Raw genomic sequence first — 26,026 nt, forward strand, 5'->3', positions numbered from 1 at the left:
TCAGGTCTCCGGGAAAGTCTGGCCGTCCGCATCAGGCGGCAGGCCATTGGAAGGTTCGGGCAGGGTCATGCCGGGCACCGGGAAAAACAGCTCCTGCGCGGCAACGGGCGGCAGGAAGCCGGCCATCCATTCCGCACCCAGCTGCACCGAGGGCATGAAGCGCGACTGGGTCCACCAGTCGTCGCGGGGCACCGGGGTGAAACCCAGCAGCATCACCGCCACGCAGGCCAGCACCACGCCGCGCGCCAGGCCAAAGCCCAGGCCAAGCACGCGGTCGGTGGCCGAAAGTCCGGTATTTGCGATCAGCTTGCCGATCGCCCAGGTCACCAGGCCGCCGAGCAGCAACACGCCGAGGAATACGCTGGCATAGCCCAGGAACAACTGGGCCGACGCCGCGCCGACGCCGGTGAACAGGCCAGAGACCTGGGCACCAAAAGCGATCGCCAGCCAGAACGCGGCGACCCAGACCGTCAGCGACAACACCTCGACCACGAAGCCCCGCCACAGCCCGATGGCCATCGAGACCGCCAGCACCAGCAGCAAGGCATAGTCGGCCCAGTTAAGCATCGGCATCAGGGGTGGGACACGATGATCGTTTCGCGCATGCCCAGCTTGGCGGCGATCGCATCGCGCAGACGTTCGGCGGCGGCGCGGTCGGCTTCCGGTCCCACGCGCACGCGCCAGACCAGGCCATTGTCGGTGGCAATACGTTGGTGGAACGCGACGAACCCCGCGGCCTTTGCGCGGTCGCGCAGCGCATTGGCGTCGGCTTCGGTGCTGAACGCACCCAGCTGCACGGCGAACCCGACGGTGGCCGCGGCTGCCGGCCGGGTCGCCGGCGCCGGGGAACTGCCGGCGTCGAGCGCGACCACCACCGTACGCGTGCCCGACACGCCCTCGGCGCGCAGGCGCGCGGCTTCGGCGACGGTGCGTTCGGCATAGGGCCCCACGCGCACGCGCAGGGCCGGCTTGCCGTTGACCTGCACCGACTCACTGGTGACCGGCAGCCCGGCGGCGCGCAGCTTGTCGGCAAGGGCGCGGGCATTGGCCTGGTTGGAGAAACTGCCGACGTTCACCGCGTAGCGGCCACCCGCGCTGCTGGCCGGCAAGGGCTCGGAAGGCGGGGCGGGACTGGATTCCGGCTCCGGCTCCGGCTGCGGCTGCGCGGTCGGGGCGGCAGCAAGGACTTCGCCGCTTGCGGCGTCCACCGCCTGAAGCGGTTCGGCGGTGTCGGCCGGGTCGTCGGCGACAGGGGCATCCACGCGCGGCGCGGCGTCGCCCGCCACATCCACCGTGGCCACGGCATTGGGGTCGTTGCCCGCCGGCGCGGAAGGTCCGCCCAGCACCGAACCTTCGCCAACCGGCTGGGGAACGGCCAGCGGCAGTTCGCGGGTCTCGAATTCCTCGTCCGGCGCGGCCGGCATGGACATCGGCACCTGCGCGGCGTCGGGCTCGCCGACGTCGGGGCCCTGCAGCAGCATGGGCAGGAAGATCATCGCCAGCGCCACCAACACGGCGGCGCCGATCAGGCGCTGTTTCAGGGCGGAATCCATCGCGAGTTCGGTCCGGCCGGAGGGGTGGCGCGAATTATAGCCGGGATGCCCGCCCGACCGGTTCAGGCCGATGCCAGGGCTTCAGCCACCGTGTGGAAAGAGCCGAACACCAGGACGCGGCCGTCCTCGCCCGCCGCCGCACGCGCCGCACGCCGGGCGTCGGCCAGGCTGCGGTGCGCGAACAGGATGTCGGCGGGCAGTTCTTCGCCCAGGCGCCGCGCCAGTTCGTCCACCGGCAGCCCGCGGGCGCCGGCGTCGGTTATGGGCCCCAGGTGCCAGGCCTGCAGCCAGGGCGCGAGCGGCCGGCAGATGCCGGCCAGGTCCTTGTCGGCCAGGGCGCTGAACACCGCCACGGTGGGTCGGGGGTTTGCCGCCAGCCAATCGGCGAGTTGGCGGGCGCCCTGCGGATTGTGCGCGACGTCCAGCACGATTTCGGGCGAACCGGGCAGCACCTGCAGGCGCCCCGGCGCGCGCGCCCTCGCCACGCCCTCGCGCAGGGCCTGGTCGGGAACCGGCAGGTCGAGCGCCCGCAGCGCGGCGATGGCGGCCGCGGCGTTGTTCCGCTGAGCCGGCGCCGGCATCACCGGGTCCGGCAGGTCGATCGAATAACCCGGCTCGCGCCAGCGCCAGCCCGCGTCCAGCGGATCGACCAGGTAGTCGGAATGACCGCGGATGGCGAAAGCGCCGATGGCGTAAGCGTGGCGCAGCACCGACGAGGGCGGGTCCTTTTCGGCCAGCACGCAGGGTTTGCCGGCGCGCAGGATGCCGGCCTTCTCGAAGCCGATGCTTTCGCGGTCGTCGCCCAGGTAGTCCTGGTGGTCCAGGTCGACGGTGGTGATGACCGCACAGTCGGGATCGACGAGGTTGGTGGCGTCCAGGCGCCCGCCCAGGCCGACCTCGAGGATGGCCAGGTCGAGCTTCGCGGCCTCGAACAACAACAGCGCGGCAAGGGTGCCGAACTCGAAATAGGTGAGCGGCGTGTCGCCACGCGCGGCTTCGATGCGTTCGAAGGCGGCCACCAGCGCGGGATCGGCCGCCTCCTCGCCATTGATGCGCACGCGTTCGTTGTAGCGCAGCAGGTGCGGCGAGGTGTAGGCACCAACCTTCAGCCCCGCCGCCCTCGCCATCGCCTCGAGGAAGGCGACCGTCGAACCCTTGCCGTTGGTCCCGCCGACACTGATGACCCGGCGCGCGGGCCGGCCCAGGCCGAGGCGCCGCGCCACTTCGCCGACGCGTTCAAGGCCCATGTCGATGGACTTGGGGTGGACCTGCTGCTGGTAGTCCAGCCACTGCTCGAGGGTGCGCGCCATGGCGGCATTATCGCGCTTTTGCCTGGCCTAGAGCGCCCGGTGGACCGCCTCGCCGAACAGCGGCGTGTGGTGGTTGCAGTCGTTCAGGCGCACCACGTCCAGGGCGTCGGCACTGGGGCCTTCGAGCAGGTTGAGCGTAGTCGGCGCCTGCCGGAAGGACCACAGGCGCGACAGCGGCAGGCCAAGCACGCGGCACAGGATCACGCGGTTGACCGCGTCATGCGCCACCACCAGCAGCGTGTCGCCCTCGCCCAGGCCTTCGCAAGCGCGGGCGAAGGCCGGCCAGGCACGGTCGAAGACCTGCACGATCGATTCGCCGCCGCCGGGCATCTGGACGGTTTCCGGGGAATCACGCCAGGCGCGCAGGCGGTTGGGGTCGCGGGCGCGGATCTCGCTGGCCAGCAGGCCTTCCCAGTCGCCGTGGGCGATTTCCTGCAGGTCGCGATCGAGCCTGAGCAGGTCGGCGCGTTCCTCGCCCAGGGCGAGCTCCGCCGTGCGCCGCGCGCGCGACAGCGGCGAGGCCACCGCGCGCGTGATCGGCAGCTCGCGCAGGCGGTCGCCCAGAAGCCGGGCCTGTCGTTCGCCGGTCTCGGAAAGCGCGATGTCGTGCTGGCCCTGGTAGCGGCCTTCGGCGTTCCAGGGCGTTTCCCCGTGGCGGGCAAGCAGGATGCGCATCACAGCTGCTCCATCGAAACGATGCCCGGGATGCCACGCAGCGACTGCAGCTGCGGCGTGGCGACCTCGCGGTCGACGGTGATCGCGGCGACCGCGCCACCGTCGCCGGTGGCGCCGAGCGAGAAGTTGACGATGTTGACGCCGGCCGCGCCCAGGTGCGAACCGACCAGGCCGATGACGCCGGGCTTGTCCTCGTTGCGCATCAGCAGCACGTGCGCCAGCGGATCGAAGTCCAGCTCGACGCCATCCAGGCGCACCACGCGCGGGCCGCGGTGCAGCGTCGCCTCGATCTCGCGGGACTGGCCGCCGCCCTCGACGCGGATGCGCAGCAGGCGGTCGAAACCGTCGCCATCGCCACCCAGGGTCTCGGAGACTTCCAGGCCGCGCGCCGCCGCTTCGTGCAGCGCGTTGACCGGCGTCACCCGGCCCGAGGCGGGCCCCAGCAGGGCGGCCACCAGCAGGCGCGTCAGCGGCCGGGTGTCCAGGCCCTCGGTGCGGCCGGCATAGGTGACCTGCAGTTTCACCGGCGCCGGCACCAGCCGGCCAGCCAGCTTGCCCAGCGCAGTCATCAGCGGCATCCACGGCCCGACTTCGCGCGCGGTTTCCGGCGTCAGCGGTGGCAGGTTGACGCAGCCGGCGACCGCGCCCGTGGCGACAAAGTCGATGATCTGTCGCGCCAGGATCGTGCTGACCGCCTGCTGGGCTTCGCCGGTGCTGGCGCCCAGGTGCGGGGTGAGCACCAGGCGCGGGTGGTTGCGCAGGGCCGAATCCTTGGGCAGCGGCTCCGTGGCGAAGGTGTCGAGCGCGGCGCCGGCGAGATGGCCCTCCTCGAGCAGCTTCAGCAAGGCCTGTTCGTCGAGCAGGCCACCGCGCGCGGCGTTGATCACGAAGGCGCCGGGCTTGAGCAGGCGCAGGCGGGCTTCGTCGAGCAGGTTGGTGGTGTCCTTGGTGCGCGGGATGTGCAGGGTCACCACGTCGGCCCAGGCCAGCAGGTCGTCGAGCGCCATCAGCGGCACGCTGCCCTTGCCGGCGGCCGAGGCGGGCAGGAAGGGATCGTAGGCGGCTACTTCCATGCCGATGCCCAGGGCCTTGCGCGCGACGGTGGCGCCGATGCGGCCCAGGCCGATCACGCCGAGCTTCTTGCCCTCGAGCTCGAAGCCGGTCAGTCCGGCCTTGGGCCACTCGCCGGCCTTCATGCCGGCGTCGGCGCGCGGCACGTGCCGCGCCAGCGCGAACAGCAGCGAGATGGCGTGTTCGGCCGCGGCCAGCGTATTGCCGTCGGGCGCGTTCATCACGGCGATGCCGCGGGCGGTGGCGGCTTCGACGTCGATGGTGTCGACGCCGGCGCCGGCGCGGCCGATCACCTTCAGTTGCCCGGCCTTGGCCAGGGCTTCACCCGGCACCGGGGTGGCCGAGCGCACCAGCACGGCGTCAAAACCGGCCAGCTTTTCCGCCAGGGCCTTGGGGTCTTTTATCGGATCGCTGGTTTCGACGGTCCAGCCAGCCTTTCGGAACAGTTCCAGGCCGTCTTCATGGATGCCATCACAGGCCAATACGCGCATCGCCACACTCCTCGTTCACGGTTCATGGGGGGCCGGGACGGCCAGGCGATCGCCGGGGCGAGCGCATTCATGCACGTGAAGGGAACGACGCTAGGACCATCAGAAAGCCGATGCGTGACAAGGCCACCGGCGTGACTTCGGGTCTGGAGACGGGGCTTCAAGAGCATGGGAGTCCAGGACCAACGCTTCGACGGTAGCAGAGCCGCGGGCCCTGCCGCCAGTCCCGACCCATGACCTCTGGCCTACCCGCCGGCCGGCCGCATGCCCTACGCTCGGCAGCTTCGTCCCATGCATAAGGTTCTGCCCATGACCCGCCTCAAGCCGCTCGCCCTGGCGCTCAGCGTTTCCCTCGCCCTGGCCGCCTGCCAGAAAGCCGAAGAGCCCGCCGCCGCGCCCGAGGCGCCCAAGCTGCAGGTCGACCTGAGCCAGGTGCAGCAGCAGCCCATCGCACTCAAGGCCGATGACCTGGACACCAGCATCCAGGCCTGCCAGGACTTCAACGGCTTCGTGAACGCCAAGTGGCTCGCCGCCAATCCCGTGCCGGGCGACCGCACCACCTGGGGTGCCTTCCCGGCCCTGGGCGAACGCTCCCTGCAGGTGCAGCACGAAATCGCCAAGGCCGCCGCCGCCGGTGAATGGCCGCAGGGCAGCATGGAACAGAAGGTCGGCGACTTCTTCGCCGCCGGCATGGACGAGGCCAAGATCGAGTCCGCCGGCCTGTCGCCGGTGCAGCCGGAACTCGACCGCATCGACGCGCTGACCTCGAACGCCGACATCCCGGCCTACATCGGCGATGCCTATGCGCGTGGCCAGGGCATGCTGTTCGGCTTCTACGCGATGGCCGACTACAACGACTCCACCACCAACATCGCCTACGCCAGCCAGGGTGGCCTGTCGCTGCCCGAGCGCGCCTACTACCTGGAAGACCGCGAGGACTACAAGGCCGCCCGCGCCGCTTTCGTCGAACACGTGGCCGCGCTGATGCAGCTGGCCGGCGCCGACGAGGAAACCGCCAAGTCCCAGGCCCAGGACGTGCTGGCCTTTGAAACCCGCCTGGCCCAGGCCTCGCTGGGCCGCCTGGAGCTGCGCGACCCGGCCAACCGCTACAACCCGGTGACGCTGGCCGACGCCGACGCCAGCACGCCGAACTTCAGCTGGACGCAGTTCTTCACCGCGCTCGACGTCGACGCGCCGCAGACCTTCTCGCTGCCGATGCCGACCTTCTTCAAGGAAGTGGACGCCATGCTGGCCGACGTGCCGCTGGACACCTGGAAGACCTGGCTGCGCTTCCGCACCATCGACGATGCCTCGCCCTACCTGTCGAACGCCTTCGCCGAGCGCAACTTCGAGTTCTACGGCAAGACCCTGCGCGGCCAGAAGGAGATGCAGGAACGCTGGAAGCGCGTCCTGGGCGCGCTCAACGGCTCCATGGGCGAAGGCTTCGGCCAGCTTTACGTCGAACAGGCCTTCCCGCCCGAATCCAAGGCCAAGATGGAAGAGCTGGTCGGCAACCTGATGGCCTCGCTCAAGACCCGCCTGGAAAACCTGGAGTGGATGAGCGAGGACACCAAGGCCAAGGCCATCGAGAAGTGGTCCTCGTTCACGCCCAAGGTCGGCTACCCGGACAAGTGGCGCGACTGGAGCGGCCTGGACGTCAGCGAAGAAAGTTACGCCGGCAACCTGCTCGCCGCCTCGGCCTTCAACTACCGCTACATGCTCGACAAGATCGGCAAGCCGGTCGACCGCAGCGAATGGGGCATGAGCCCGCAGACGGTGAACGCCTACTACCGCGCCACCGCCAACGAGATCGTATTCCCGGCCGCCATCCTGCAGCCCCCGTTCTTCGACGTGAACGCCGACGACGCGCTCAACTACGGCGGCATCGGCGCGGTGATCGGCCACGAGATGCTGCATGGCTTCGATGACCAGGGCAGCAAGTTCGACGCCCAGGGCAACATGGCCAACTGGTGGACGGACACGGACCGCGAGAAGTTCGAGGCCGCCACCACCAAGCTGGCCGACCAGTACAGCGGCTACGAGGCCCTGCCGGGCCTGTTCGTGAACGGCAAGCTGGGCCTGGGCGAGAACATCGCCGACCTGGGCGGCGTCACCGTTGCCTTCGATGCGCTCCAGCGCGCCCAGGGCGAAGGTTTCACCGACCCGATGATCGACGGCTACAGCCAGGACCAGCGCTTCTTCATGAACTGGGCCACGGTCTGGCGCATCGCCTTCACCGAAGCCCAGCTCAAGCAGCAGATCACCGTCGGGCCGCACAGCCCGGGCATGTTCCGCGCGATCGGCGCCCCGTCCAACCTGCCGGCCTTCGCCGATGCCTTCGCGTGCAAGGAAGGCGACAAGATGGTTCGCTCCGGCGAAAACCGCGTCGTCATCTGGTAATCCCCCCACCTACTTTTCGCCCCCTCTGACGAGGGGGCACGGAGACACCCATGAATTCCCGAACCATCAAACCCCTGGCGCTGGCGTTCGCCGTCACCGTCGCCCTGGCCGCCTGCCAGAACCCGGATGCCCCGGAGTCGACGACGGTGGAAACCGCTGGCAAGACCGACGCGCCCGCGATCGACATGTCGGGCGTCAAGACGCCGATGATCGCCCTGCAGGCCGCCGACCTCGACGCCGACGTGCCCGCATGCACCGACCTGAACCAGTTCGTCAACGGCAAATGGCTGGCCGCCAACCCGGTGCCGGCCGACCGCACCACCTGGGGCAGCTTCGAGGCCCTGGCCGAGCGTTCGCTGGAAATCCAGCACGCCCTGGTTCAAAACCTCGCCGCCCGCCCGGACGCCGATGGCACCGCCAAGCTGATCGGTGACATCTGGGCCACCGGCATGGACGAGGCCAGCATCGAGGCCGCCGGCCTGTCGCCCCTGCAGCCGACGCTCGACGGCATCGCCGCGCTCGACTCGGGCGATGCCGTCGCCCAGTGGCTGCGCGACAGCTACGCCAAGGGCCAGGCCTTCGTGTTCGGTTTCGGCCCCGAGGCCGACTTCAAGAACTCGACCATGAACATCGCCTACGCCACCCAGGGTGGCCTGGGCCTGCCGGACAAGGGTTATTACTTCGACGAAAAACACGCCGCCATCCGCGAAGCCTACGTCGCGCACATCGCCAAGGTGCTGGAGCTGGCCGGCGCCGACGCCGACGCCGCCGCCACCCAGGCCCGCGCCGTGATGGACTTCGAGACCCGCCTGGCCAGCAAGTCGCTGTCGAGCGAGGAACTCTCCCGCGACGTGTCCAAGTACTACAACCCGGTCAACCTCGAGCAGGCCGACGCGGTCAGCCCGAACTTCGCCTGGTCGCGTTTCTTCGATTCCCAGGGCGTGCCGGCGCCGGAGATGTTCTCGCTGGCCCAGCCCGACTTCCACGCCGAAGTCAGCACGATGCTGGCCGACGTGCCGGTCGCGGACTGGCAGGCCTACCTGCGTTTCCACGCCATCGACAATGCCGCGCCTTTCCTGGCCAGCGCCTTCGCCGAGGAAAGTTTCAATTTCTACGGCAAGACCCTGCGCGGCCAGCAGGAAATGCAGCCGCGCTGGAAGCGCGTCCTGAACACCATCAACGGCCAGATGGGCGAAGCCCTGGGCCAGGAATACGTGGCCGTGGCCTTCCCGCCGGAAGCCAAGGAGCGCATGCAGGACCTGGTCGGCAACCTGTCCGATGCGCTCAAGACCCGCATCGAGGGCCTGGAGTGGATGGGCGCGGAAACCAAGGAAAAGGCCCTCGAGAAGTGGGCGGCCTTCACCCCGAAGATCGGCTACCCGGACAAGTGGCGTGACTGGAGTGGCCTGGCCACCGGCCGCGAGGCCTACGTGGCCAACCTGATGGCCGCCAACGCCTTCAACTACCGCTTCAACCTGGCCAAGATCGGCAAGCCGGTGGACAAGAGCGAATGGGGCATGAGCCCGCAGACGGTCAACGCCTACTACAACCCGCTGGCCAACGAGATCGTGTTCCCGGCCGCGATCCTGCAGCCGCCGTTCTTCGACATCGACGCCGACCCGGCCCTGAACTACGGCGGCATCGGCGCGGTGATCGGCCACGAAATGATCCACGGCTACGACGACCAGGGCAGCCGCTTCGGTGCCTCGGGCAACTTCGAGAATTGGTGGAGCGACAAGGACAAGGAAGGTTTCCAGTCGCGCACCGACCAGCTGGTGGCGCAGTTCGATGCCTACGAGTCCATCGACGGCCTGCACGTCAACGGCAACCTGACCCTGGGCGAGAACATCGCCGACCTGGGTGGCCTGGCGGTGGCCTACGATGCCCTGCAGCGTGACCTCGAGAACAAGAAGGTCGGGGAGATCGATGGTTACACCCAGGACCAGCGCTTCTTCATGAACTGGGCCACCGTCTGGCGCCGCAACTTCAAGGACGAGGAACTGCGCGTGCGCCTGCAGACCGATCCGCACGCCCCGGCCGGATTCCGGGCCATCGGTGCGCCTTCGAACCTGCCGGTCTTCGCGGCCGCCTTCAGCTGCCAGGAAGGCGACGCCATGGTGCGGCCGGAGGCCGACCGGGTCTCGATCTGGTAAGCCGCCAGGCACCGAGCTCCAAGGACGGCCCGGGCTTGCCCGGGCCGTTTGCGTTCATGCAGGGGCACATCAGATTGGGCCAGCCTGCCGCGGGGCTGTAGAATCGCCCTCCCCCGAGTGGAGCCGCACATGCTTTTTTCCCCCGGCCAACGCTGGTTCTCCAGCGCCGAGCCCGAACTGGGCCTGGGCACGGTGCTGCGCCTGGCAGGCCGCCAGGTCCAGATCGTCTTCACCGGCACCGGCGTGGTGCGCATGTACGCCCTGGGCTCGGCGCCGCTGCTGCGCGCCGTGTTCCGTCCCGGCGAGCGCGTGCGCGTCGAGGGCAGCGACAAGACCGTCGAACAGGTCGAGGACCGCGAAGGACACGTGCACTACCTGTGCGACGGCCAGTGGCACCCCGAAGGTGCGCTCGATGCCGAACAGCCGGTTTCGCAGGCCGATTCGCGCCTGCTCTCGGGCCGCGTCGACCGCAACGACCAGTTCGAATTCCGGGTCGAATGCCTGCGCCGCCGCGCCGAAGCGCGCGCGCATCCGGGCTGGGGCGTGCTGGGCGCGCGCATCGACCTGGTGCCGCACCAGCTGCAGGTGGCCGAGGCCGCCGCCGCGCGCCGGCCGCCGCGCCTGCTGCTGGCCGACGAAGTCGGCCTGGGCAAGACCATCGAAGCCTGCCTGGTGACCGCGCAGATGCTGGCCTCGGGCCGCGCCCGCCGGGTGCTGGTGCTGGTGCCCGAAAGCCTGGTCAACCAGTGGTTCGTCGAGCTGCTGCGCCGCTTCAACCTGCCCTTCGCGATCTACGACGAGGAGCGCTGCGAATCGCTGGAGATGACCGAACCCAAGGCCAATCCCTTCGAGGACGAACAGTGCGTCATTGCCTCGGTGGACTGGCTGGCCAGCCATGACAAACGCGCCCGCCAGGCCCTGGCCGCGGGCTGGGACCTGCTGCTGGTGGACGAAGCCCACCACCTGGTCTGGACCCCCGAATTCACCAGCCCGGGATACGCCCTGGTTGAATCGCTGTCGGCCCGCACGCCGGGCCTGCTGCTGCTCACGGCCACGCCGGAACAGCTGGGCCTGGGCGGCCACTTCGCCCGCCTGCGCCTGCTCGATCCGGCGCGTTACACCGACCTGGACGCCTTCCGCGCCGAAACCCGCGGTTACCGGGGCCTGTCGGCCCTGGCCGGCCGCCTGCTTGACGACCAGGCCCTGACCACCGAGGACATGGAAGCCCTGGCGGGCCTCTTCCCCGATGACGAAGACCACCTGACCCAGCGCCTGGGCCGCATCGCCGCCGGCGACGCCGCTTCGCGCGACACCCTGCTGGCCGACCTGGTCGACCGCCACGGGACGGGCCGGGTGATGGTGCGCAACCGCCGCGCCGCCGTCGGGGGGTTCCCGGTGCGCATCCCGCACCTGGCCACCCTGCCCGCGCCCTCGGACCCGACCCTGCTGGGCATGCTGCGCGCCGAATTCGCGCACGACGTCGGCGAAACCGACGACGAACCCGCGCACGACTTCACCCGCGACCCGCGCATGGACTGGCTGCTGGAAACGCTGGACGCCGTGGCGCCGGCCAAGGTGCTGCTGCTGTGCCGTTCGCGCGCCAAGGTGCAGGCCATCGAAGAAGCCCTGCGCCTGCGCAGTGGACTGCAGGTGGCGCGCTTCCACGAGGACATGAACCTGCTGCAGCGCGACCGCAATGCCGCGTTCTTCGCCGATCCCGAAGGCGCACGCCTGCTGGTCTCGAGCGAAATCGGCGCCGAGGGCCGCAACTTCCAGTTTGCCCAGCACCTGGTCTTCTGGGACCTGCCACTGCACCCGGACATGCTCGAGCAGCGCATCGGCCGCCTCGACCGCATCGGCCAGGCCGGTGACGTCAACCTGCACGCCGCCGCGGTTGCCGGCAGCGCCCAGGAAGTACTGCAGCGCTGGCTGCACGAAGGCCTGGACGCCTTCCGCCAGGTGCTGGCAGACGGCCGCGAGATGCTGCGTGGCTTCGGGGCCGAACTGCTGCAGCTGGCGGCCATGGACGCCGATGCGCGCGAGCCGGCTTTCGGTGAACTGCTCGAACGCACCCGCGAACGCCACGCCGAAGTCGCCCGCCTGATCTCCGAGGGTCGCGACCGCCTGCTGGAGCTGGGCAGCCGCGGCCTGGGCGAACGCGACAGCTTGCGCAAGGCGCTGCATGCCGACGACCAGCACGCCGCGCTGGACGACTTCCCGCTGCGCCTGCTGGAAAGTTTCGGCGTGCACAACGAAGCGCTGGGCCCCAACACTTGGCTGCTCGACCCCGAACACCTGACCGTTGACGGCTTCGAGGAGCTGCGCCAGGGCATGCGCGCCTGCACCACCGACCGCGCCACAGCGCTGGCCCGCGACGACCTGCTTTACCTGCGGCCCGACCATCCCCTGATGCTCACCGCCACCGACCTGCTGATCTCGGGCGAAAGCGGCAACGCGGCTTTCCTGGTCGACGACGTGCTGCCGCCGCGCACGGTCGTGCTTGAAGCGGTGAACGTGATCGAGTGTGTCGCCGACCCACGCCTGGACATCGAACGCTGGCTGCCGCCGGTACCGCTGTCGGTGGCCGTTGATACGCGCCTGCAGGCGCGCCCCGGCTTTGCCCCCGGCGACCGCGCGCGCCATCGCGCCGGCGACCGTGTGTTCGACCTGGGACCGCAGCGCAAGGTGCTTGCGGCGCTGGTGCCGCCCATGCTCGAACGTTGCCGCGACGCGGCGAAAGCGGCCGCACAGGAGCGCATAGACGCGGCCGTGGCCCGCGCCGATGAAACCCTGTCCGCGGAAATCCAGCGCCTGCGCGCCCTGGCGCATGTGAACCCGGCCGTGCGGCCCGCCGAGATCGCCGCGCTGGAGGCCGAACGCGACGCCGTCCTGCTCGCGTTGCCCGGCGCGCGCCCGCGCCTGGACAGCCTGCGCCTGGTCGCCAGCACCGATTTCCTGCAGCTGCGCCGTTGAGGCAGTGCGTGGCTCAGCCCGAAACCGGCGCCAGGGCCGCACGGGGCGGGGCGCCGCGCAGCTTGTTGTAGCGCAGGTCTTTGACCGAGGGGCGCAGGGCGTCGGCGACCTCGGGCCCGGGCAGCGAATCAATCACGATGGCCTTCTCCACCCGGCCCCTGGCGTTGACCGAGATACGGAAAATCGCGTAGCCGGGTGAAGGCAGCTTGGCCAGGCTGCGCGAACCCATGACGTGGCTTCGGCCCTGGTACTGCAGCGGCCATCGCTCGTTGTCGTGGCTGTTCGGGCAGTGCTTGCCCGTGGTCGCCAGCGGGCGCCGCAGCCCGGCTTCGATGCCGTTGCCATGTTCGGCGATGAACGCCTTGAAATCGGCCAGGATGCGCTCATGGTCAGCGCCGGACGGAGTGCTCGCGAGGGCTTCGTAGGCACGGGATCCGAGGCCCGTCCGGTACTTGGCGGTGGGGTTCGGATGACCCTCGGGGCGCCTGCTACCGTAGTGGATCAAGACCTGTGACAGCACCATGGCCTCCATCGGACGGCCGGACGCCAGCTCGTTCTCAGCCAGGCCGGCCATCGCCAGCAGGTTGCCGCCAAGCGCGGCCTTGCGCAGCCACAGGCGCGCAGCGTCCGGGTCGCGTTCGAGCCGCGCCGCCGGATGCGCCGGACCGAGCCTATAAAGCGTGCCCAGCACGTAGGCCGAATAATCGGCCTGCTCGCCCTGTGCCGCGCGCCGGAGCATGGCCAGCTGCTGCGCCGCCACCGCCGCGGGCTGCTCGGGGTCGAGCAGCTGGGCCAGGTCCCAGCAGACGCTGTCCTGCGCCGGCTCCGGCACGAGGGCCGGGGCCGGTGCCGCCAGCAACAGCAGGAGGACGCCAGTGAATAGCCTGTTCTTCATCGCACCGCCCTCGGGCCACGCGGCCGGAACGGCGGCTGGCCGCGCCAGTAGCGGATCATCAGCCAGCCGAACAGCATGCCGCCCAGGTGGGCGAAGTGCGCCACGCCCGAGGCGGTGTTGAAGACGCCCATCAGCAGTTCGATGGCGCCGAACACGATGACGAAGGTGCGCGCCTTCATCGGGATCGGCGGGATCAGCAGCATGATCTGGCGGTTCGGGAACAACATGCCGTAGGCCAGCAGCAGGCCGAAGATACCGCCCGAGGCGCCCACCGTGGGGTACACGCCCTGGCCGGTGATGCCGCTGGTGACCACGATCAGCTGGATCAGGCCGGCGCCGGCGACGCAGACCACGAAGAAGGACAGGTACCGGCGCGAACCCCAGGTCTGTTCCAGCGAGCCGCCGAACATGTAGATCGCCAGCCCGTTGAAGAACAAGTGCCCCAGGCTGCCGTGCAGCAGGCCGTAGCTGAGGATTTGCCAGGGCAGGAATCCCACCGTTATCGGCAATCCGTCGACGCCGTAATACTGCGTGGCGTGCTCACCCAGCGGCCACAGCGCGAAATAGAAGATTGCGGCGTCCGGCGCCAGCATCTGCGCCAGGTAGGCGACGACCAGCGCTATCAACAGGGCCTTGGTGACCGGCGGCAGGTACATGCGGAGTTCCCGGGGAAAGACCCGGCCATCATAACGGTTGCCCCGGTGAACCAGCCGGGTTCAGTCCGGCGGCGACCACAGGATTTGATCGAGGCTGGGGGCGGCCCGCTGCCCGCGCACCCGGCCCGCTTCCACCCGCACGCCCTCCGCCCGGAGCCGCTGGACCTGCTCGTCGAAGCCCGGCGAACCCGGCGGGAAGGCAATGCGCCCGTCCGATCGCAGCACGCGGTGCCAGGGCAGGCCGGGCTCGTCGCCGGCGGAAAGGATGCACGCGACCAGCCGCGCGCGCCCGGGATAGCCGGCGCGCCTGGCGATTTCGCCATAACCTGCGACCTGTCCCGGCGGCACGGCGCGCACGGCCTCGAGCACCCTGCGGCGCAGTTCCTGGGCGGGGCTTTCCTTGGGCTTTCGCGGCATGGGCGCTAGGATAGCCCTCCCCCAAGCCAGCAGTACGCAACCATGCAGAACTTCGAACAGATCCGCGGCCACCTCCAGGGCAAGTACAAGCTGACCGCCAGCGAGCCCTACCTGGCCTGCGTACAGCTGTCGCTGGACAAGGGCAAGCGCCACCAGAGCATCTTCCTGTCGGAAATGATGGACGAGACCGAGCGCCCCTACCTGCGCGTGAGCACCGTCATCGCGCCGATGACCGGCGTGGACGCCAAGCGCATGCTGGCCTTCAACTGGCAGAGCCCGGTGGGTTTCCTGGCCGTCGGCGAGCTTGACGGCATGCCCTACCTGCAGCTGTGCGAGAACCGCCCCTACGACACCCTCACCGCCGCCGAAATCGACCGCCTGGTGCTGGAGATCGGTGGCCTCGGCGACCAGATGGAGCGCATGCTCTCGGCCGGCGGCGACCTGCTCTAGCCGATTCCCGGCTCAGTTCCAGCCAACCCACCCGGCGCCCTTGAACAGCGCATAGGCCAGGCCCCCGGCCGCGGGGATGGTGAGTATCCAGGCCCAGACGATCTTCTGGATCACGGTCCACCTCAGGGCCCGCGGGTTCTTGGCCACGCCCACGCCGATGATGGCGGTGGAAATGCTGTGCGTGGTCGACACCGGCATGCCGAAGTGCGCCGCCAGCGACAGGATCGTGGCCGAGCTGGTCTCCGCCGCGAACCCGTGGATCGGGTGCAGCTTCACCATCTTGTGGCCCAGGGTCTTGATGATGCGCCAGCCGCCCGCGGCGGTGCCGGCGGCCATGACGATCGCGCAGGTGACGATGATCCAGGTGTCGATCGCGCCACCGTCGCCACCCGGATGCAGGAAGGCCAGCATCGGCGGCAGGTCGTCGAGCGTGCCCGCGGCCTCGGCGCCGAACAGCGCCAGCGCGATGATGCCCATGGTCTTTTGCGCGTCGTTGGTGCCGTGGGCATAACCCATGTAGGCGGCGGAAAGCACCTGTGCCTTGCCGAACACCGCATTCACCCAGCGCGGCCGTGAGATGCGCGCCAGCCAGCCGCCGGCGCCGTTCATGGTGCTGATGACGACCATCAGCGCGCCCATCATCAGCAGGCCCAGCGTGAAGCCGGCCAGGGGTGAGCTGACCATCGGCACGATCACCTTCCAGAAGATGCCTTCGTTCCCGGTCCAGTGTTCGGCCTCGCGCGCCCAGATCAGCACGTCTGGGTTGTTGCCGGCCGCCGCCAGCGCGGCACCGGCCAGGCCGCCGATCAGGGCATGGCTGGACGAAGACGGCAGGCCGAACCACCAGGTGATCAGGTTCCAGACGATGCCCCCCGACAGCGCGCAGATGATCAGCTGCGAACTGACCAGCACCACCTCGGTATCGATCAGGCCCGATGAAATGGTCTTGGCCACCGCCGTGCCCATCAGCGCGCCGATCAGGTTCATCACCGCCGCCAGCGAGACCGCCTGGACAGGGGTCAGCACCTTGGTGGCGACCACCGTGGCGATGGAATTGGCGGTGTCGTGGAAACCGTTGATGTACTCGAACACAAGTGCGGCGAGCACCACGACCAGCACCAGGACCAGGGCAGCGGTCATGGATCAGGCGTTCTTGAGCACGATGTGGTAGACGACATTGCCGGCATCGCGACAGCGGTCGATGGCCTTCTCCAGGATCTCGTACAGGTCCTTGAGGATGAGGTAGCGCATCGGGTCGGTTTCGTTGGTGTAGGTGTCCCGGTACATCTCCAGGATCAGCCGATCGGCCTCGGACTCGATCGCCTGCAGCTTGTCGTTCAGGCCCTTGGTAGTTTCCAGCGCCATGCCCTTGCGCAACATGCAGACCATTTCCTCGAGCACGGAGCAGGCGCGCTCGAGCATGGCCGCGCGCGGGATGAAGTCGACGTCGCCGACCCGCTCCGAAGCCAGCGCGTAACGTTCGGCGAACTTCTCGACGACCTTGGGGATCTTGTACAGGGCGCTGGACAGCTCCTCGATGTCCTCGCGCTCGAGCGCGGTGACGAAGGTGTTCACCAGCTGCCGGCTGATTTCCGCCTGCAGGTCCTTCTCCAGCTGCCTGGCCGCCTTGAAACGCTCGAGCGAGCGTTCCGCCGGGGGCGTGGAGAGCAGTTCACCCAGGGCCCGGGCGCTCTCGCGGGCGGCGCCGGCGCTGGCCTCGAGCAGGCCGTAGAACTTGTCGCCCTTGCCGAAGATGGTCTGTAGGGAAAACATGGGGTTCCTTGCCTGGCCGGGACCGCCCCGGCCCTCGCGTGGCGCGCATGTTACCGCCATGTGACAGGCGACCCCAGCCCGGCGCGGCCGGATGCCGCGGGGCGCCTATGGCATAGTGCCGGCCATATCCATCCAGAACCCCCTGCAGGAGCCCCGCGCCGGCCCAGTCCGGCAGCCCATGACCTTCGCACTCGCCCTCGTCCTGTTCCTTATCCTGTGCAACGGCTTCTTCGCCCTGTCCGAGATGTCGGTGGTCACCTCGCGCAAGGCCCGCCTCAAGCAGCAGGCCGAAGGCAGCCTGCGCGCCAAGGCGGCCCTGGAACTGGCCGAACACCCGGAACGTTTCCTGTCCACCGTGCAGGTGGGCATTACCTCGATCGGCATCCTCACCGGCATGTTCGGCGGCGCCAGCATCGGCATCCGCATCGCCGAGGCCCTGGCCCCGCTGGGCCTCGACCCCGACCTGGCGGACGACATCGGCAAGGGCATCGCCGTCGTCCTGATCACCTACTTCAGCATCATCGTCGGCGAACTCGTGCCCAAGCGCATCGCGCTGCTCGCGCCCGAACGCATCGCGGGCGTCGTTGCGATGCCGATGAAGTGGATTTCGCTGATCGCCACGCCCTTCGTCTGGCTGCTCTCGCACAGCACCCGCCTGCTGATGAAGCTGCTGCGCCTGGACCGCGGCCAGGCCGACCAGGTGACGGAAGAAGAGATCCGCATGCTGGTCGCCGAGAGCCATGAACAGGGCGTCATCGACGTCGGCGAACGCAACATGATCAACCGCGTGCTGCGGCTGGGCGATCGCAGCAGTGCCGGCCTGATGACGCCGCGCACGCGCATCGTCTGGCTGGATGCGTCCGCCACCTTCGAGGAAAACCTGGAAGTGATGCGCGAGACGCCCTTCGCGCGCTACCCGGTCTACCGCGGCAGCGACACCGAGGTGCTGGGCATCCTGGAAACCAAGTCCCTCACCGCCATGATCGGTCGCGTCGGCAGCAATGCCGAACTGTTCCGCGAACTGCGCCCGGCGCTTTTTGTATCCGAATCCACGCAGGCGATGAAGCTGCTGGAGATCTTCCGCGAGGAGCAGCAAACCCTGGCCCTGGTGGTGGACGAATACGGCGACGTGCAGGGCATGGTTTCGGCCAACGACCTGCTGGCGGCGGTGCTGGGCCGCGTGCAGGACACCGAATCGGCGTCGGAGGAAGCCCTGGTGGTGACCCGCGACGACGGCTCCTACCTGGTGGATGGGCGCCTTTCCACCGAAGAGCTGCGCGAACTGCTGTCCCTGAGCCGCCTGCCGGACGAAGACGACGGCGACTACCACACCGCGGCCGGCATGGTCATCGCCAGTTTCGGCCGCATCCCGCACTCGGGCGAACACTTCGACTGGGCCGGCTGGCGCTTCGAGGTGGTGGACCTCGACGGTGCGCGCATCGACAAGCTGCTGGTCGCCCGCCTGCCCGAACCCGAGCGCGAGGACGGGATTTAGCACGGATAAAGGCATGCCGGCCCAGACTCCCCTGCCATGACCCCCGCTGAAATAAGCACCCGCGCGCTGCTCGATGCCCTCGCTGAAGGCCGCTGCGGGGCGTCGCCCATGACCCTGGGCGGGGTGCTGGACGAATTCCGGGCCCGCGCCTTCGGCATCTACCTGCTGATCGTCATCCTGCCCGCCTTCATCCCACTGCCTGCCGGCGCCGGCGCCGTGAGCGGTCCGCTGGTTTCCCTGGCCGGGCTGCAGCTGATGGCGCTGATGGCCCATCCCTGGGTCCCGGGTTTCCTGTCCCGGCGCCCCCTGCCCCCCGAACGGCTGGCGCGTTTCCGCGACCGCAGCTCCGGCATGCTCCGGCGCCTGGAGAAGGTCAGCCGTCCACGAAGCGAATGGGCCATCGACCATCCCGCGGCCCGGCTGTTCACGGGCCTGCTGCTGGTGGTGCTGGGTGCCCTGCTGGCCCTGCCGATCCCCTTCACCAACTACCCCTTCGGCCTGCTGCTGATGGCCTATGCCATCGCCCTGATCGAGCGCGACGGCCGCCTGCTGGTCGTGGCCTGGGTGCTGGGCGTGGCCGAGATAGTGACGGTGGCGCTGTTCTCGAGCCAGATGGCCCAGTGGCTGGCCGACCTGTTCGCCTGAGCCCTACCCGCCAGACGCTTCGCGGAAGGTCCTGCGCATCTCGTTGGCCGGCATCGGCCGGCCCAGCCAGAAACCCTGGCCCTGGTCGCAGCCGCGTTCGCGCAGCACCGCGTACTGGCCTTCGGACTCGATGCCCTCGGCCACCACGGTGATGCCCAGCGAGTGGGCCATGGCGATGATGGCCGAGGTCAGGGCCAGGTCGTCCGGGTCGCGCAGCACGTCGGCGACGAAGCTGCGGTCGATCTTCACCCCGTCGACGGGCACCCGTCGCAAGTGGCTGAGCCCGGAGAAGCCGGTGCCGAAGTCATCCAGCCAGACCTTGACACCGGTGGCACGCAGCCTCGAGAGCAGGGCGCTGGCCTGGGCCTCGTCGCCGAGCACGGCCGTCTCGGTCAGCTCCAGGTGCAGCTGCTGCGGCAGCACGCCGGTGGACTCCAGCGCGCTGGCCACCACGTCCGGCAGGTCGCCGGTGCGCAGCTGCCGCGGCGAGATGTTCACCGACACGAAGGGCGTTTCCATGCCGGCCTGCTGCCAGGTGGCGGCGTCCTTGCAGGCCTGCACCAGGACGTGCCGCCCCAGGGCTTCGATGAGCCCGCTCTGCTCGGCCACTTCGATGAACACCGACGGCGGCACCACGCCCAGGCGCGGGTGTTCCCAGCGGCACAGCGCTTCGGCACCCATCGGGCGGCCATCGGCCAGGCGGTAGATCGGCTGGTAGTGCAGGCTCAGTTCGCCGCGCTCCCAGGCGCCGCGCAGTTCCTCTTCCAACTGCACCCGGCGCTCCACCGCCTGGTCCATGGCCTTGGAATAGAAGCGGTAACAGCCCTTGCCGGCGACCTTGGCCTGGTACATCGCGATGTCGGCGTTCTTGAGCAGCTGCACGGCGCTGGACGCATCGAACGGGAACAGGGTGATGCCCACCGATGCCCCCAGGAAAACCTGGCGGCCCTGCAACACCAGCGGCCGCTGCACTTCCTCGATGAGTTCCTCGGCCAGGCGCCCGGAGCTGGCGCGGATGTCCTCGGCCAGGAACAGCACGATGAATTCGTCGCCGCCGAAACGGGCGATCTCGGCGCCCTGCCCGCCCAGGCGCTCAACCGTCATGCGGATGCGCACCGACAGCTGGCCGAGCACTTCGTCGCCGGCTTCATGGCCCAGGGTGTCGTTGACACGCTTGAAGTCATCGAGATCGACGAACAGCAAGGCCAGTTCGCCGCTGCTGGCCTGCAGGGTCATCAGTCGGTCGTCGAGGGCCTCACGGAAGGCCAGCCGGTTGGAAAGGCCGGTCAGGGAGTCGGTATAGGCCATGCGGCGGATGTCGCGGTCGTGCCTCGCCACGGCTTCGGCCATGCGCGCGAACCCGCGCACGAGGTCGCCCAGCTCGTCCTGGCGCTCCGAGCGCAGCTCGATGTCGCCGTAGCGACCCTTCTCCATGCGCCCGGCCGCGTCGGCCAGCTGGCTGATCGGCTGCACGACGCGCCTCTGCAGCAGCCACATCGCCAGCAGGGCGATGCCGAACTGCGCGGCCAGCAGGGCCAGGATCCATGCCAGGTTTTCCCGATTGGCCTGCTCCAGGCTCCTTTCCAGCGGACCCAGCACCTCGACCTCGCGGCGAAGGGCGTTGTCGCGCGAAAGCCCGACACGCACGCCGCCGATGCGTTCGCCGCCGATGCGGATCGGACTGGCGACATCAAGCAGCTTGTCGTTCCACTGGCCGTGCGGGCCCTCGGCCTGCAGGGCCTCGAAGGCCATCGGGTCGGACATCGGCTGGCCGAAGGCGGGGATGTCGCCGGAGCCGTCGTGCAACACCTGGCCTTCGGCGTCGTGGATGATCACGTAGACCACGTCGGGCTGGCGCAGCGTGGCGCGCGCCAGCTCGCCCAGCCTGGCCAGGTCCAGGTAATACATCGGGTTGGTGGCAGCATCGGCCAGCTGGCTCGACAGGGTATGGCCGCGCATCAGCAGGCCCTCGCGGGCCAGTTCGCGCACGGCACCGGCGCTGAGCGCGCGGGCGTCGTCATTGCTGCGCTGGGTCTGCAGCCACAGGGCGCCGAACAGGCCGGCCACCACCAGCATCACCGCTGCCAGCAGCCAGGTCAGCTCACCGCGAAGCCCAAGCCGGAAGGGCAGCCTCATTCCAGGGCCTCGCGCACGGCGCGGGCACCGCGCCGGAGTTCGTCGAGCGACCGCCGCGTTTCCGCATCGGCCTCGTAGAAACCGGTGGTGCGGAAGAACTGGCGCAGGGCGTCACGCGCCTGCGGGTCTTCGCTGGCGCCCAGCAGGACTTCCTTCAGGCGCGCGGCGACCCGGGGGTCCATGTCCTCGCTGACCAGCTCCATCGCCCGCGGCACGGGGCCGGTGGTGTGGATGATGACCAGGTCACGACGAAAGGCTTCGGACACCCGCTGCAGCGACGACCAGTCCTGGTCGCTGAATCCCCCGGCATCGACCAGGCGCTTGTGCACCCAGGCGCCAAGGTTGGCGTCGGTATTGGCGAACACGTAGCCGACCGAATCGGCGTCGCCCTGGTCCAGCGGCGAGACCATCAGGGCCATGGGCAGGTCCTGGTCGAGCAGGGCCATGGCGGGCACGAGGTAGGCACTGGTGGACGACGGCGACTGGAAGGCGATGGTGTGGCCGCGCAGCTGCGAGAGGTCGGTGATGCCGCTGTCGCGGTGGGTGAAGATGACGCTGCGGTATTCGCGCGAGCCACTGCGCTCGGTAAGCAGCAGCGGCCGGGCACCGGCACGGTCGGCCAGCAGCAGTCCGGTTCCGGGGGTTTCGGTGACCCAGTCGACCTTGCCACGACGCAGGTAGCTCATCATCTGCTGGGGGTCGCGCGCCATCAGCACGCGGCCCTCGGTGATGCCGACGTCCTTCATGCGCGGCACGACATAGTCGATCAGCGGCTTGAGCTGCTCGTAGTGCCGGCGCGGGTCGTCGCTTATCCGGCCCAGCACCAGCACCCCGTCATTGGCGGTGGCCAGGCTGGACACGGCCAGCAACAGCAGGAAGGCCAGGCGCACCACACCAGCGGGAACGGCACTGTTGGGAAGGGGCGTCACTGGGTTCTCTTCAGACTCTGATCCGGGCCCGGCTACTGTATTCGCCCGGCCCCGGCGACGCTAGGCTTGCCTGCCCCGGGCCAGCCGGGCCATGCGCTGGGCTTCGGACAGGATGCCGCGCAGGATCTTCACCTCCCGGGTGTCCAGGCCGGCCCGCAGGTACAGGCGGCGGAGCCGGCCCATCACCATTTCGGGCGGGCGGCCCTTGTGGAAGTCGATGTCGTCCAGGGCCTCCTCGAGGTGGCCGAACAGCCGCTCGAGCTCGTCCGCCGTGGCCACGGGCTCGGTGTCGGGCGGCGGCATCGGCCGCCCCACCGGCAGCCCGCCCCCGGCGGCCTCCAGGGTCGCCAGGCGCAGCTCGTAGGACAGCACCTGCACGGCCGCGGCCAGGTTCAGCGAGGCGAAGTCCGGGTCGGTCGGGATGCAGACCGAGGCGTGGCAGCGCTGAAGCTCTTCGTTCTCCAGGCCCGTGCGCTCGCGGCCGAACAGCAGGGCCACGGGGCCCCCGGCGGCGGCCTGGACCAACTGCCGGGCCGCTTCGCGCGGGCTCAGCTCGGGCAGCGGGATGGTGCGGCGGCGGGCGCTGGTGCCGACCACGAAACGGCAGCCGGCCAGGGCCTCGACCAGGTCGTCGTGGACCGGGGCGGTGGCCAGCAGGTCGTCGGCGCCGGCGGCCAGCATGTTGGCTTCGGGGTCGGGGAAACGCTCGGGCGCGACCAGGTGCAGGGCCGAGAGGCCCATGGTCTTGATGGCCCGGGCGGCGGAGCCGATGTTGCCCGGATGCTGCGTGCCGACGAGCACGATGCGGATATTTTCGTTGGCCAACCTGTTATCCTTGCGCGGCGCCGGCATGGACCGGCTCCTTGTTCTTCACACAATCCAGCGGTTCTTCGGACGGGAATATGCAGAAACCTGTCGTCAACGTCATGGTCAAGGCCGCCCGATCGGCCGGTAACCTGATCTTGCGCCACATGGGCAAGCTCGACGCCCTCAATGTCTTCGAGAAATCGAAGCAGGACTACGCCAGCGAGGTCGACTCCGAGGCCGAGGCGGTGATCATACGCGAGCTGCGCCGGGCCTTCCCCGACACCGCCATCCTGGGCGAGGAGTCGGGCGCGATGGGCAAGGGCCGCTCGACGTTCGTCATCGATCCGCTGGACGGTACCTCGAACTACCTGCGTGGCTGGCCGCATTTCTGCGTGTCGATCGCGCAGGTGGAAAACGGCGAGCCGATACATGGCGTGATCTTCGACCCGATGCGCAACGAGCTCTTCACGGCCTCGAAGGGCGGCGGTGCGCTGCTCAACGACAAGAAGATCCGCGTGGCCGAACGCAAGGACCTCAAGGGCGCGATGCTGGTCACCGGCTTCCCGCCGCGTGAGCGCGCGCGACTGGCACCGCACCTGGACTCGATCCGCACGATGCTCTCGGAAGCCGAGGACATCCGCCGCACGGGTTCGGCGGCGCTGGACCTGGCCTACGTGGCCTGCGGCCGCGCCGATGCCTACTTCGAGGCGGGCGTGAAGCCCTGGGACATCGCGGCCGGCATCCTGCTGGTGCGCGAAGCCGGCGGCCGCGTCTGCGACTTCCACGGCCGCGGCGACCGCCTGCTCGACTCGGGCCAGATCATCGCCGGCAACCTCAAGATCTCCGAGGTCCTGCAGAAGACCGTCTACTCCACCAACTACGCGGCCGCTTTCGCCGTCTGACCCCCGCGCTCCCGCAGGAGCGCCTTCAGGCAGGAGTCTTCTGCCCTGCCATTGTGGGAGGGACTTCAGTCCCGAACTTGTGGCCTTGGCCTCCGGCCAAGCAAAGCGTCGCCCCCGCTCCTTTCGCGGGTGGACGCGCCGCGCCTTCGCCCCGACCGACACGCCGCAAGTACGTCCATGTAGGCTCATCGTCGACATCCATGTCTCCGATGGTCGGCCGGAGCGAAGACGCGACACCTCCTCGAAGCTTATTCGTCGCCGATGGGAAAGCAGTCTTTCGGCAAATCGAAGCGTCAGCGCATTCGTTGCAGACAAGCGAGCGCGCGTTGCGCTCTTGATCTTCTGGCGACCCCGATGCTCATTCCAGGAGGTAGCGTGCGTTCGCCCCGGCCGACTCTCGGAGACATGGATGTCGACGAGAAGCCCCCATGGATGGGTTCACGGCGTGTCGGCCGGGGCGAATGCACGCTGCCTCCACCCGCGAAACCATCGGGGCGTTGCTTGGCCAAAGGCCAAGGGCAAAAAATTCGCGCCTGAAGGCGCTCCTACAGGGGCGCCGGGATTAGTGGCCGCCGTCGACGGCCTTGAGTTCGGCGATCAGCTCGGCCACCGCGGCGGCGCCGTCGCCGTAGAGCATGCGGGTGTTGTCGGCGTAGAAGAGTGCGTTCTCGATGCCGGCGAAACCCGTGCCCTTGCCGCGCTTGATCACGATCGTGTTCTTCGACAGCGACACGTCCAGGATCGGCATCCCGTAGATCGGCGACGCCGGGTCCGTCTTCGCCACCGGGTTCACCACGTCGTTCGCGCCGATCACCAGGGAAACGTCCGTCGTCGGGAACTCCGGGTTGATGTCGTCCATGTCCGTGATCAGGTCGTAGGGCACGCCCGCCTCGGCCAGCAGTACGTTCATGTGCCCCGGCATGCGCCCGGCCACCGGATGGATCGCGAACTTCACCTTCACCCCGCGCTTGAGCAGCGCCTGGGTGAGTTCCCACACCTTGTGCTGCGCCTGCGCCACCGCCATGCCGTAACCCGGCACGATCACCACCCGCTCGGCGTAGGCCATCATCGCCGCCACGTCGCCCGCCTCGATCGGCTTCTGCGCGCCCGCGATCTCCTTCGCCTCGCCCGTCGCCCCGAAGCTGCCGAACAGCACGCTGGCGATAGAACGGTTCATTGCCTTGGCCATCAGCTGCGTCAGCATCGTGCCCGCGGCGCCCACCACCATGCCGGCGATGATCAGCGCCTCGTTCTGCAGCACGTAGCCCTCGAATGCCACCGCCAGGCCAGTCAGCGCGTTGTAGAGCGATATGACCACCGGCATGTCCGCGCCGCCGATCGGCAGCGTCATCAGGATGCCCACCGCCAGCGCCGCCACGAAGAAGCCGATGATCACCGGCTGTTGCAGCCCAAGCACCGTGAACACGCCCAGCCCCACCGCCACCAGGAATACCAGCGCGTTGAACACCTGCTGGCCCGGGAAGGTGAAACGCCGGTCCAGCCGGCCGTCAAGCTTGGCCCAGGCGATCACCGAGCCCGTGAGCGACACCGAACCGATGAGCGCACCGACCACCGCCAGCACCAGCACCGTCTGCGAGGGCGCCACGCCCAGGTCCGAATAACGCAGCAGTTCGACCGCGCCGATCGCCGCTGCCGAGCCGCCGCCCAGTCCGTTGTACAGGGCCACCATCTGCGGCATGTCGGTCATCGCCACGCGCTTGCCCGACCACCAGGCCACCACGGTACCCAGCACCACCGCGGCCAGGATCAGCGGGATGTTGTGCATGCCGGGCGTCGCGAACGTCGCCACGGTGGCCAGCACCATGCCTGCGCCGGCCCAGCGGATGCCGCTGCGTGCCGTCACCGGCGAAGCCATGCGCTTGATGCCCAGGATGAAAAGCAGCGCGGCGACGAAATAGCTGGCCTTCACCAGCAGCGGCAGCCAGCTCATGCGCCGCCTCCCTTCTTGCTGGACTTGAACATCTCCAGCATGCGTTCGGTCACCACGTAGCCACCGGCCGCGTTGCCCGCGCCCATCAGCACCGCCAGGAAGCCGATGACCTTCTCGGCCGTCGTATCGGCGTGGCCCAGCACCACCATCGCGCCCACGAGCACGATGCCGTGCACGAAGTTCGAGCCCGACATCAGCGGGGTGTGCAGGATCACCGGCACGCGGCCGATGATTTCGTAGCCCGTGAAGGCGGCCAGCATGAAGATGTACAGCGCAACGAAACCGTCCATGTCCCCTCCCCGTGCGATGGCGCTCGCCCGGGCATCATAACCGCTGCTTGAATGCGG

At 69.0% G+C, this 26,026-nt stretch carries 22 protein-coding genes; 7 read left to right on the forward strand and 15 right to left on the reverse strand.

The features are described 5' to 3' along the window. The 5 genes from ACYVJH_RS06445 to serA all read right to left on the reverse strand — a co-directional run bounded on the left by ACYVJH_RS06445 (position 1) and on the right by serA (position 5,100). Positions 1-573 (reverse strand): CvpA family protein, encoded by a 573-nt coding sequence (locus ACYVJH_RS06445; RefSeq protein ID WP_460453791.1) that lies wholly within the window; start codon positions 571-573, stop codon positions 1-3. Next, a complete protein-coding gene (locus tag ACYVJH_RS06450) occupies positions 573-1,553 on the reverse strand; it encodes an SPOR domain-containing protein (RefSeq protein ID WP_460453792.1) in 981 nt (326 codons plus the stop codon). The genes ACYVJH_RS06445 and ACYVJH_RS06450 overlap by 1 nt, the downstream gene beginning before the upstream one ends. A 62-nt stretch (positions 1,554-1,615) precedes the next feature. Further along, positions 1,616-2,863, reverse strand: a complete 1,248-nt coding sequence (gene folC, locus ACYVJH_RS06455; RefSeq protein ID WP_460453793.1) for a bifunctional tetrahydrofolate synthase/dihydrofolate synthase — start codon at positions 2,861-2,863, stop codon at positions 1,616-1,618. 27 nt (positions 2,864-2,890) lie between these two features. Then, on the reverse strand, positions 2,891-3,538 hold the full coding sequence (locus ACYVJH_RS06460; RefSeq protein WP_460453794.1) for a histidine phosphatase family protein: 648 nt from the start codon (positions 3,536-3,538) through the stop codon (positions 2,891-2,893). Beyond that, positions 3,538-5,100 (reverse strand): phosphoglycerate dehydrogenase, encoded by a 1,563-nt coding sequence (gene serA / locus ACYVJH_RS06465; RefSeq protein WP_460453795.1) that lies wholly within the window; start codon positions 5,098-5,100, stop codon positions 3,538-3,540. The genes ACYVJH_RS06460 and serA overlap by 1 nt, the downstream gene beginning before the upstream one ends. 300 nt (positions 5,101-5,400) lie before the next feature. On the opposite strand from serA, the gene ACYVJH_RS06470 reads away from it, so the two are divergent. The 3 genes from ACYVJH_RS06470 to rapA all read left to right on the forward strand — a co-directional run bounded on the left by ACYVJH_RS06470 (position 5,401) and on the right by rapA (position 12,623). Next, entirely contained in the window at positions 5,401-7,497 is a 2,097-nt protein-coding gene (locus tag ACYVJH_RS06470) for a M13 family metallopeptidase (RefSeq protein ID WP_460454278.1), read from the forward strand. A 50-nt stretch (positions 7,498-7,547) separates the two neighbouring features. Further along, positions 7,548-9,650, forward strand: coding sequence for a M13 family metallopeptidase (locus ACYVJH_RS06475; RefSeq protein ID WP_460453796.1), 2,103 nt, complete (start codon positions 7,548-7,550; stop codon positions 9,648-9,650). 129 nt (positions 9,651-9,779) lie between these two features. After that, on the forward strand, positions 9,780-12,623 hold the full coding sequence (gene rapA, locus ACYVJH_RS06480; RefSeq protein WP_460453797.1) for an RNA polymerase-associated protein RapA: 2,844 nt from the start codon (positions 9,780-9,782) through the stop codon (positions 12,621-12,623). Positions 12,624-12,636: 13 nt separating this feature from the next. Here the strand turns inward: rapA and ACYVJH_RS06485 are convergent, their stop codons facing one another. The 3 genes from ACYVJH_RS06485 to ACYVJH_RS06495 are packed head-to-tail and all read right to left on the reverse strand — an operon-like array spanning position 12,637 to position 14,591. Next, positions 12,637-13,518 (reverse strand): hypothetical protein, encoded by an 882-nt coding sequence (locus ACYVJH_RS06485; RefSeq protein ID WP_460453798.1) that lies wholly within the window; start codon positions 13,516-13,518, stop codon positions 12,637-12,639. Further along, positions 13,515-14,174 carry a rhomboid family intramembrane serine protease gene (locus tag ACYVJH_RS06490; RefSeq protein ID WP_460453799.1) on the reverse strand — a complete coding sequence of 220 codons (660 nt, stop codon included), beginning with the start codon at positions 14,172-14,174 and terminating at the stop codon, positions 13,515-13,517. Before ACYVJH_RS06490 ends, ACYVJH_RS06485 begins: the two co-directional genes overlap by 4 nt. 60 nt (positions 14,175-14,234) lie before the next feature. Then, positions 14,235-14,591, reverse strand: coding sequence for an MGMT family protein (locus ACYVJH_RS06495; RefSeq protein WP_460453800.1), 357 nt, complete (start codon positions 14,589-14,591; stop codon positions 14,235-14,237). Between the two features lie 42 nt (positions 14,592-14,633). On the opposite strand from ACYVJH_RS06495, the gene ACYVJH_RS06500 reads away from it, so the two are divergent. Next, positions 14,634-15,041: a hypothetical protein gene (locus ACYVJH_RS06500; RefSeq protein WP_188660834.1), complete on the forward strand. Its 408-nt coding sequence runs from the start codon at positions 14,634-14,636 to the stop codon at positions 15,039-15,041. A gap of 12 nt (positions 15,042-15,053) precedes the next feature. Here ACYVJH_RS06500 and ACYVJH_RS06505 read toward each other — a convergent pair whose 3' ends face one another. Next, positions 15,054-16,181, reverse strand: coding sequence for an inorganic phosphate transporter (locus tag ACYVJH_RS06505; protein WP_460453801.1), 1,128 nt, complete (start codon positions 16,179-16,181; stop codon positions 15,054-15,056). Between the two features lie 3 nt (positions 16,182-16,184). Then, positions 16,185-16,814 carry a DUF47 domain-containing protein gene (locus ACYVJH_RS06510; protein ID WP_460453802.1) on the reverse strand — a complete coding sequence of 210 codons (630 nt, stop codon included), beginning with the start codon at positions 16,812-16,814 and terminating at the stop codon, positions 16,185-16,187. A 178-nt stretch (positions 16,815-16,992) separates the two neighbouring features. Between ACYVJH_RS06510 and ACYVJH_RS06515 the strand changes: the two genes are divergently transcribed. Together ACYVJH_RS06515 and ACYVJH_RS06520 are read left to right on the forward strand one after the other, a co-directional pair. Then, positions 16,993-18,309 carry a hemolysin family protein gene (locus tag ACYVJH_RS06515; protein ID WP_460453803.1) on the forward strand — a complete coding sequence of 439 codons (1,317 nt, stop codon included), beginning with the start codon at positions 16,993-16,995 and terminating at the stop codon, positions 18,307-18,309. Positions 18,310-18,345: 36 nt separating this feature from the next. Next, on the forward strand, positions 18,346-18,954 hold the full coding sequence (locus tag ACYVJH_RS06520) for an exopolysaccharide biosynthesis protein (protein ID WP_460453804.1): 609 nt from the start codon (positions 18,346-18,348) through the stop codon (positions 18,952-18,954). Between the two features lie 3 nt (positions 18,955-18,957). On the opposite strand, the gene ACYVJH_RS06525 is transcribed toward ACYVJH_RS06520, so the two are convergent. From ACYVJH_RS06525 to ACYVJH_RS06535, 3 genes are read right to left on the reverse strand one after another with little or no spacing between them, the layout of a single operon-like run. Further along, a complete protein-coding gene (locus ACYVJH_RS06525) occupies positions 18,958-21,090 on the reverse strand; it encodes a putative bifunctional diguanylate cyclase/phosphodiesterase (protein ID WP_460453805.1) in 2,133 nt (710 codons plus the stop codon). Next, positions 21,087-22,019, reverse strand: coding sequence for a phosphate/phosphite/phosphonate ABC transporter substrate-binding protein (locus tag ACYVJH_RS06530; RefSeq protein ID WP_460453806.1), 933 nt, complete (start codon positions 22,017-22,019; stop codon positions 21,087-21,089). Before ACYVJH_RS06530 ends, ACYVJH_RS06525 begins: the two co-directional genes overlap by 4 nt. 60 nt (positions 22,020-22,079) lie before the next feature. Then, positions 22,080-22,844 carry an RNA methyltransferase gene (locus tag ACYVJH_RS06535; protein WP_460453807.1) on the reverse strand — a complete coding sequence of 255 codons (765 nt, stop codon included), beginning with the start codon at positions 22,842-22,844 and terminating at the stop codon, positions 22,080-22,082. 77 nt (positions 22,845-22,921) lie between these two features. On the opposite strand from ACYVJH_RS06535, the gene ACYVJH_RS06540 reads away from it, so the two are divergent. Continuing rightward, positions 22,922-23,728 (forward strand): inositol monophosphatase family protein, encoded by an 807-nt coding sequence (locus tag ACYVJH_RS06540; protein ID WP_460453808.1) that lies wholly within the window; start codon positions 22,922-22,924, stop codon positions 23,726-23,728. A 562-nt stretch (positions 23,729-24,290) separates the two neighbouring features. Here the strand turns inward: ACYVJH_RS06540 and ACYVJH_RS06545 are convergent. Continuing rightward, on the reverse strand, positions 24,291-25,679 hold the full coding sequence (locus ACYVJH_RS06545) for an NAD(P)(+) transhydrogenase (Re/Si-specific) subunit beta (protein ID WP_460453809.1): 1,389 nt from the start codon (positions 25,677-25,679) through the stop codon (positions 24,291-24,293). Further along, complete coding sequence (locus ACYVJH_RS06550) at positions 25,676-25,969, reverse strand: NAD(P) transhydrogenase subunit alpha part 2 (protein ID WP_188660804.1); 294 nt, start codon at positions 25,967-25,969, stop codon at positions 25,676-25,678. The genes ACYVJH_RS06545 and ACYVJH_RS06550 overlap by 4 nt, the downstream gene beginning before the upstream one ends. Between the last annotated feature and the right edge of the window lie 57 nt (positions 25,970-26,026).

This window comes from Arenimonas aestuarii, assembly GCF_054781715.1.